Below are 7,306 nucleotides of genomic sequence, written 5' to 3' on the forward strand. Positions count from 1 at the left end.
GACCGCGGCCGGCCCCAGCCGCGCCACCGCCCCCGCGGCGCCCGCAACGAAGCCCGCGGCCACCCGGCCCGCCGCGGCGGCCGGCACCGCCGCGAGCGCGACCGCTCCCCCGCAGGCGAGCACGACCTGGGCCAGGGACGCACCGCGGGCGCGCATCAGCAGCAGATCGCCGTGCAGCCGGCCGACGAACAGCAGCACGGCCAGAGCCGTGGCGCCCAGGCACACGACGGCCAGCCCGGCCAGGAACACCGTGATAAGCGCGCGTGTGACGGCCAGCCGGTCCAGGTACTCCCGCAGGATCCGGTCGAACCCGGTCGACAGGGCGAGTTCGCGGTCCTGCCTGCTCAGGCGGCGGCCGAACTCCTCCGTGGCGGCGAGCACGCCCGCCGCGTCGCCCGCGGTGACGCGGTCCGCCTCCGGGGTGACGAGCCATCGGAAGACCATCGGCAGTTCCGCGCCCGCGAGGCTGTCGCCGTCGGTGAGCGCGGTGACGATCAGGTCGTCCTCGGTGGCGAGCGGCACGCGGTGGTGGATGACGTAGGTGAGTTCCGGCTCGAGGGCCCAGAACCGGTCGGCGGGACGCGCAGGCTCGAACAGGCCGGTGACCTTCGCGGTCAACGCGCCGAGGCGGAGCGTGTCGCCCGTCTTGATCGACATCTCCGCGGCGGCGACCGCGGGGACGGCCACCTCGAGACGAGTGCCCGAGCCGGGGCCCGGGGGGCCGCCCTCGACGTATCGCACCCGCCGGTCCGCCCCGGACACCCATTTCAGCGTCAGGTAGCGATGCTGCCGATCGTCGATCAGCATCGGCGGGCCGGCGAAATCGAAGAACGGGACGGGGTCGGCGACCTCCCGCAGCGCCGGGGGGAGCAGCTCGCGCCAGGCGGTGTCCGCCCTGGCCACCTCGGCCGTCGTCCGCATCGGCGTCAGATCGAAGCGCCGGGTGAACTGGACCGCCAGCGACGCCGTGGCGGGCGGGGCGGAACCGACGGCCGACTGGGCCGCCGCGTCGAGGGAGGACTCGACCATCCGGGGCAGGGCCGAGACGACCAGGGCGGCGCCGAACACCAGCGCGGCCAGCAGCGCCGCCACCCCCCTGTGCACACCCAGAAGGCGGATCACGACGCCTCCCCCGCACGCAGCACGGCGGCCGGCTCACGCCGGTGCAGCGACCGCGCGAGTCCCGCCACGATCACGAGGAGCACCGCGAGGACCGCGGCGGCCAGCGCCGCCACCTGAGACCACGGCACGTGGAGCAGCACCGGCAGCCCGCCCGCGGTCGCGTATCCCGCGGTCACCATCGGCGGCACCACCGCGGCGGACACGGCCACGGCGAGCGCCACTCCGCCGGCCAGCGACAGCCCGATCACGAACGACTGCTCGGCGGCGAGCAGGCCGAGCGTCTGCCGGAAGCTCACGCCGAGTGCGCCGAGCACGGCGAACTCGCCCCTGCGCTCGCGCGCCGCGACCGCGGCGTTGACCAGGAATCCCAGCACGGCGAACGCCAGCGCGGCCGCGAAGCCGAGCAGCAGCGCGCCCTGCAGGCCGGCCGCCGTGGGGTCGTCCCTGTAGCCGGCGGTGAGCGCGGCCACGTCGACGACGTCCCCGCGGCCGGCGGGCACTCGCGCGGTGTCGCGCCCGTCGGCGGCCAGCCACCACTCCGTCACCGGCCACTCCGTTCCCTTCGCGCCTGCCGCCCGCAGCGCCGCCAGGCCGGCGAGCAGCGCCGGGGCGCCCTCGGGCGTGCCGGGCATCGCGGTGACGACGCCCACGACCCGAATCGGGATCGCCGCCGTGCCGGCCGTGATCCTCGTGGTGTCCGCCAGCCCGGGGGTCACCACGACCGGAAGCGGTTGTCCGGCGGACCCGGCGATCCGGGAGGCCAGTGTGGCCGGCGACAGCTCCGACAGGTCGGGGCGCAGCTGCAGGACACGGCCCAGGTGCGCCGCGTCCGCGGCGATGAGGGTGGCGTCCGCGCCGTCCGCGACGACCGTGGCGCGGTGCGCGGGCATGGCCGCCGCGACCCCCGGCAGCGTGGTGAAGGTCCGCGCGTCGTCCCCGGGGAGGGCCGGGACGCGCAGGGCGGCGCCGGCGAGATGCCTGGCCCGGTCCTCCTGGGCGCCGCGCCAGGTCGCGGCGGTGGTCAGGGACAGCACGCCGATCGCCGTCGCCATCGTCAGCAGCAGCGCCGGACCCGAATAGCGGGCCGGGCGCCGGCTCACCTGCCGGGCGGCCGTCGCCGGCCCGAACCCGGGGCGCCGCCGCGTCGCCCGCTCGGCGACCCTGGCGACGGCGGGCACCAGCCGCAGGGCGGCCATCCCGCCGCAGAGCAGGGCGAGCGCCGGTCCCGCCCCGACCAGCGGGTCGAGCCCGAGCTCGCCGCCGAGGCGCGTGGTCTCCGGCGCGCCCTGGCCGCGCAGGCGCCAGACGGCGAGCGCCGCCAGGACGAGCAGCGCCACGTCGGCCCCGGCCCGCTGGACCAGGCCCGGCCGGTCGGCGCGTCCGCGCGCCGCCTGCTCCTCGACGTACGTGCGGCGGGCGGCGAGCAGGGGCGGGGCGGCCAGCATGGCGGCGCAGGCGAGCGCGACCGCCGCCGCGACCGCGAAGGTGGCCCCGTCGGGCGCGCGGGGCGGCGCCACGCCGGTGGCCTCGATCCAGGGAAACGCACTCACCAGCCGCAGGAGGACGGGCGCGAGGAACGGCGCAGCGGGCGCGCAGGGCAGCGCGATCAGCAGCGCCTCCCCCACCGCCATGGCGGCGAGCCGCGGCGACCCGCCGCCCCTCGATCGCAGCAGGGCCGTCTCCATCCGACGGTGCTCGGCGAGCAGCCGCGCGGTCAGCGCCAGCGCGTACGCGCTCAGCACCAGCAGCTGGAGCACCGGCACCAGCATGGTCGAGCGGGCGACCAGGGCGCCGCGGTCGAGCCGCAGCAGCGTGCCGGACAGCGTCTCGGTGACCGTGCACCGGGGGCAGCCGGACCGCACGGCGGCGGAGGTCCCGGCGACCGACGCCGCGAACGACCGCAGCCGGTCGGGGGAGAGCCGGCGCAGGTCGGGTTCGGCGAGCCAGCGGGCCGAGACTCCGGTCCCGAAGCGGCCGAGGAAGGTGCCCTCCGGCACGACCAGGGGTCCGTGGGAGGTGAAGTCGCCGGTCTGCGTGCCGTAACGCAGCAGGGTCTCCCCCTTCCAGCGCGGGTCGTCGGGGTCGCGGAGCCGGAAGACGCCGGTGACGTGCACGCGGACCGGCTCTCCGTCCAGGCGTCCGACGACGGTGAACTCGTCGCCGGCCGACACTCCCATCGCCCGGGCGGCCTGCTCCGAGAGCGCCGCCGCCGTCTCTTCCGTGGGCCAGCGCCCGCTCACCAGGTCCGCCTGGCCGTCCAGTCCCTCGTACGCGGTGAACCGGGTCAGGACGGGCTGACCGCCGCGATCCTGTCCCTCAATGGTGTAGGAGGCGGACTCGACGCGTACGGTGACCCGTACGGGCACCTCTTGGTGGGCGTGGGCGACCCCCGCGCGGACGGCCCGGTCGATCGCGGCGAAGTCCCCGGACGTGACCGAGGAGGTGACGACCGTGGCGGTGGCGGCGAGCGGCGCCGTCTCCAGGGCCCGCCGGACACCCGCCTGGGTCGCCGACCCCGCGTGCAGCAGCAGAGCCGAGATCGCCGTGGTGGCGAGCAGGATGGAGCCGAACGCGGCGGCCAGCAGGAGGGGCTCGGCCAGCACGCGCCGGAGCATCCCGACCACGCTCATCACGGCATCATGACAAGCATGATCGGGAAGCGCCACCGTTATGTTCGTCGTGCGGCGCACCTAGCGTTCCCGCTAGATCAGACAGACCACGCTTGCGGGACATCCGGCACAAAGGTGTATGTTGACCACCGCAAGCGACGGACGCGGAGGAAGCCGGTGTGAATCCGGCGCGGTCCCGCCACTGTCACCGGGGAGCGACCCTCACCCACGCCACTGCCCACCACGGGCGGGAAGGCTGAGGGGAGCGCCGATCCGGGAGCCAGGATACTCCGGCCGTCGGACCTTCTACCGGGGGCGCGGACACCCCCAGGGGGGACATGCCATGGCCCGGACAGGCCTGCGCAGACGCGCCTCGCTGCCGGTATCGCGCTCCGTCACCTGACGTGCCCGCCGGTGGCGGCCTGCTCGTGGCGGGCACGACCTCCGATGCCGGAAAGAGCGTCCTGGTGGCCGGCCTGTGCCGGTGGCTGGCCCGGCGCGGCGTACGGGTCGCGCCGTTCAAGGCGCAGAACATGGCGCTCAACTCCATGGTCACCGCCGACGGCGGCGAGATCGGGCGGGCCCAGGCGATGCAGGCCGCGGCGGCCCGCGTCGAGCCCGAGGCCGCGATGAACCCCGTGCTCATCAAACCGGCCGGGGAGCGGCACTCCCACGTCGTCGTGCTCGGCCGGGCGCACGCCGACGTGGACGCCCTGTCCTACCGCGACCACAAGATGCGCCTGCTCGACGTCGCCCTCGACGCGCTGGACGGCCTGCGCCGCCGCTACGACGTGGTGATCTGCGAGGGCGCGGGCAGCCCGGCCGAGGTCAACCTGCGCGACCGCGACATCGCCAACATGGGCCTGGCCCGCGCCGCCGGCCTGCCCGCGCTGGTCGTCGGCGACATCGACAGGGGCGGCGTGCTCGCGCACTTCGCCGGCACCCTCGCCGTGCTCGACCGGCACGACCAGCGGCACATCGTCGGCTTCGTGGTCAACAAGTTCCGGGGCGACCTCGCGCTGCTGCGGCCGGGGCTCGACTGGCTGGCGGAGGCGACGGGCCGTCCGTGTCTCGGCGTGCTGCCGTGGCGGTCCGGGCTCTGGCTCGACGTGGAGGACTCCCTCGACCTCGACAGCCGTCCCGGCCTGATCACCCCGCCGGTCGGGCGTGAGGTCCTGCGCGTGGCCCTCGTACGGCTGCCGCGGATGTCCAACGTCACCGACGCCGACGCGCTGGCCGCCGAACCGGGGGTGAGCGTGCGCCTGGTCACCGCCCCCGCCGAGCTCTCCGACGCCGACCTCGTCGTGCTGCCCGGCACCCGCGCCACCGTCGGCGACCTCGCCTGGCTGCGCGAGCGCGGCCTGGACGAGGCGCTGCGCCGCCGCGCCGCCGAGGGCGGCCCGGTGCTAGGGATCTGCGGCGGATTCCAGATGCTCGGCACGGTCATCGACGACGACGTGGAGAGCCGGGCGGGCCGCGTGCCCGGTCTCGGCCTGCTGCCCGCCCGCACGGCGTACGCGCCGGACAAGGTGCTCACGCTCGCGAAGGGCGAGTGGCGGGGCCACGAGGTGACCGGCTACCGGATCCACCACGGCCGGGTGACCCCCGACGGAGGCGAGCCTTTCCTCGACGGCTGCCGCGCTGGCGCGGTGTGGGGCACGACCTGGCACGGCCTGTTCGAGCGGGACGGCTTCCGCCGGGCCTTCCTCACCGAGGTCGCCGCCGTCGCGGGCCGGGCCTGGCTGCCGGGGACCGGCGCGTTCGCCGCGCACCGGGAGGCCCGTCTCGACGCGCTGGGCGACCTCGTCGAGGAGCACCTGGACACCGAGGCCGTGTGGCGGCTCATCGAGCGCGGCCTGCCCACCGGCCTGCCCACCGCCGAGATCACGTTGCGGGAGGACCGCCCATGACGATGCCGCCGACGATGCCGCCGACGATGCTGCTGCTGCTGTCCACCGCCGACACCGAGCTGCTCGCCGCCACCCGCGGCGGGGCCGGCTGGCGGGTCGCCAACCCCGCGCGTACGGCCCCCGAGGACGTGCCCGCCCTCGTGGACGGTGTGGACGCCGTCGTCGTCCGGCTGCTCGGGGGCAGGCGCTCCTGGCCCGAGGGGCTCGACGCCGTGCTGGCCGCCGGGCTGCCCACGGTCGTGCTCGGCGGCGAGCAGGCCCCGGACGCCGCGCTGATGGCGATGTCCACCGTGCCGTCGGGGGTCGCGGCCCAGGCGCTCGCCTATCTGGCCGAGGGCGGCCCGGACAACCTGGCGGAGCTGCGGCGCTTCCTGTCCGACACGCTCCTGCTGACCGGCGAGGGCTTCGCGCCGCCCCGGGCCACCCCCGAATACGGCGTGCGGCGCGGCCGGGAGCGCCGGGAGGGCCGCCCGCTGGTCGGCGTGATCTACTACCGGGCGCACGAGCTGTCGGGCAACACGGCGTTCGTCGACGCGCTGTGCGACGCGGTCGAGGCGGCGGGCGCCGACGTGCTGCCGGTCTTCTGCGGGTCGCTGCGGGGGGCGGGCGACGACCTGCTCGACCTGCTGCGGCCGGTGGACGCCCTCGTCGTCACCGTGCTGGCCGCGGGCGGCGCGGTGGCCGCCGCCGCGAGCGCGGGCGGCGACGAGGACGCCTGGGACGCCGGGGCGCTCGCCGCCCTCGACGTGCCGGTGCTGCAGGCGCTGTGCCTGACCACTCCCCGTTCGGTCTGGGCGGACTCGGACGCCGGCCTGTCCCCGCTGGACGCCGCGATGCAGGTGGCGGTGCCCGAGTTCGACGGGCGCCTCGTCACGGTGCCGTTCTCGTTCAAGGAGGACGGGCCCGACGGCGTGCCGGTCTACGTCGCCGACCCCGAGCGGTGTGCCCGCGTGGCCGCCCTCGCGGTCGCGCACGCCCGGCTGCGCCACGTGCCCAACGGCGAAAAGCGCCTGGCGATCGTGCTGTCGTCCTATCCCACCCGGCATTCCCGGGTGGGCAACGCCGTGGGGCTCGACACCCCCGCCTCCGCCGTCGTGCTGCTGCGGGCCCTGCGCGCGGCCGGATACGACGTGGGCGACGCGCCGGACGACGGCGACGCGCTGATCCACGCCCTGATCGCGGCCGGGGGCCACGACGTGGAGTGGCTCACCGAGGAGCAACTGGAGGCCGCTCCGGCCCGGGTGCCGCTGGACGCCTACCGGGAGTGGTTCGCGGAGCTGCCCGCCGACCTCCGCGAGGCGGTGACCGCCCACTGGGGGCCGCCGCCCGGGTCCCTCTACGTGGACGGGACCGACATCGTGCTGGCCGCGCTGCGGTTCGGCAACGTCATGCTCGCCATCCAGCCGCCCCGGGGGTTCGGCGAGAACCCGGTCGCCATCTACCACGACCCCGACCTGCCGCCGAGCCACCACTACCTCGCGGCGTACTGGTGGCTGGCCCGCGAGTTCGGCGCGCACGCCGTCGTCCACCTCGGCAAGCACGGCACGCTGGAGTGGCTGCCGGGCAAGGGGCTCGGGCTGTCGGCGTGTTGAGCGCCAGACGCCACGCTCGGAGGGCTTCCGCTGGTATACCCTTTCATAGTCAACGACCCCGTCGAGGGCAACC

General features: G+C 76.1%; 3 protein-coding genes, 1 pseudogene and 1 riboswitch. Of the genes and pseudogenes, 2 read left to right on the forward strand and 2 right to left on the reverse strand.

The features are described from left to right. On the reverse strand, nucleotides 1-1,122 hold a 1,122-nt coding region (locus tag AB0J39_RS36695), incomplete at its 3' end, for a hypothetical protein (RefSeq protein ID WP_363473311.1). Beyond that, on the reverse strand, nucleotides 1,119-3,752 hold the full coding sequence (locus AB0J39_RS36700) for an FtsX-like permease family protein (protein WP_363473314.1): 2,634 nt from the start codon (nucleotides 3,750-3,752) through the stop codon (nucleotides 1,119-1,121). The genes AB0J39_RS36700 and AB0J39_RS36695, both read right to left, overlap by 4 nt. A gap of 146 nt (nucleotides 3,753-3,898) precedes the next feature. Continuing rightward, a riboswitch (cobalamin riboswitch) is annotated at nucleotides 3,899-4,022 on the forward strand. A 113-nt stretch (nucleotides 4,023-4,135) separates the two neighbouring features. Between AB0J39_RS36700 and AB0J39_RS36705 the strand changes: the two genes are divergently transcribed. Together AB0J39_RS36705 and AB0J39_RS36710 are read left to right on the forward strand one after the other, a co-directional pair. Continuing rightward, entirely contained in the window at nucleotides 4,136-5,641 is a 1,506-nt protein-coding gene (locus AB0J39_RS36705) for a cobyric acid synthase (RefSeq protein ID WP_363473317.1), read from the forward strand. Between the two features lie 26 nt (nucleotides 5,642-5,667). Beyond that, nucleotides 5,668-7,306, forward strand: a pseudogene (locus tag AB0J39_RS36710) (cobaltochelatase subunit CobN); the annotation flags it as partial.

The organism is Microbispora sp. NPDC049633 (assembly GCF_040675265.1).
GTDB lineage: Bacteria > Actinomycetota > Actinomycetes > Streptosporangiales > Streptosporangiaceae > Microbispora > Microbispora maris.

Excerpts from the sequence above, each read along its gene's own strand:
- AB0J39_RS36700 (WP_363473314.1), bottom strand. The coding sequence starts at position 3,752 with ATGAGCGTGGTCGGGATGCTCCGGCGCGTGCTGGCCGAGCCCCTCCTG.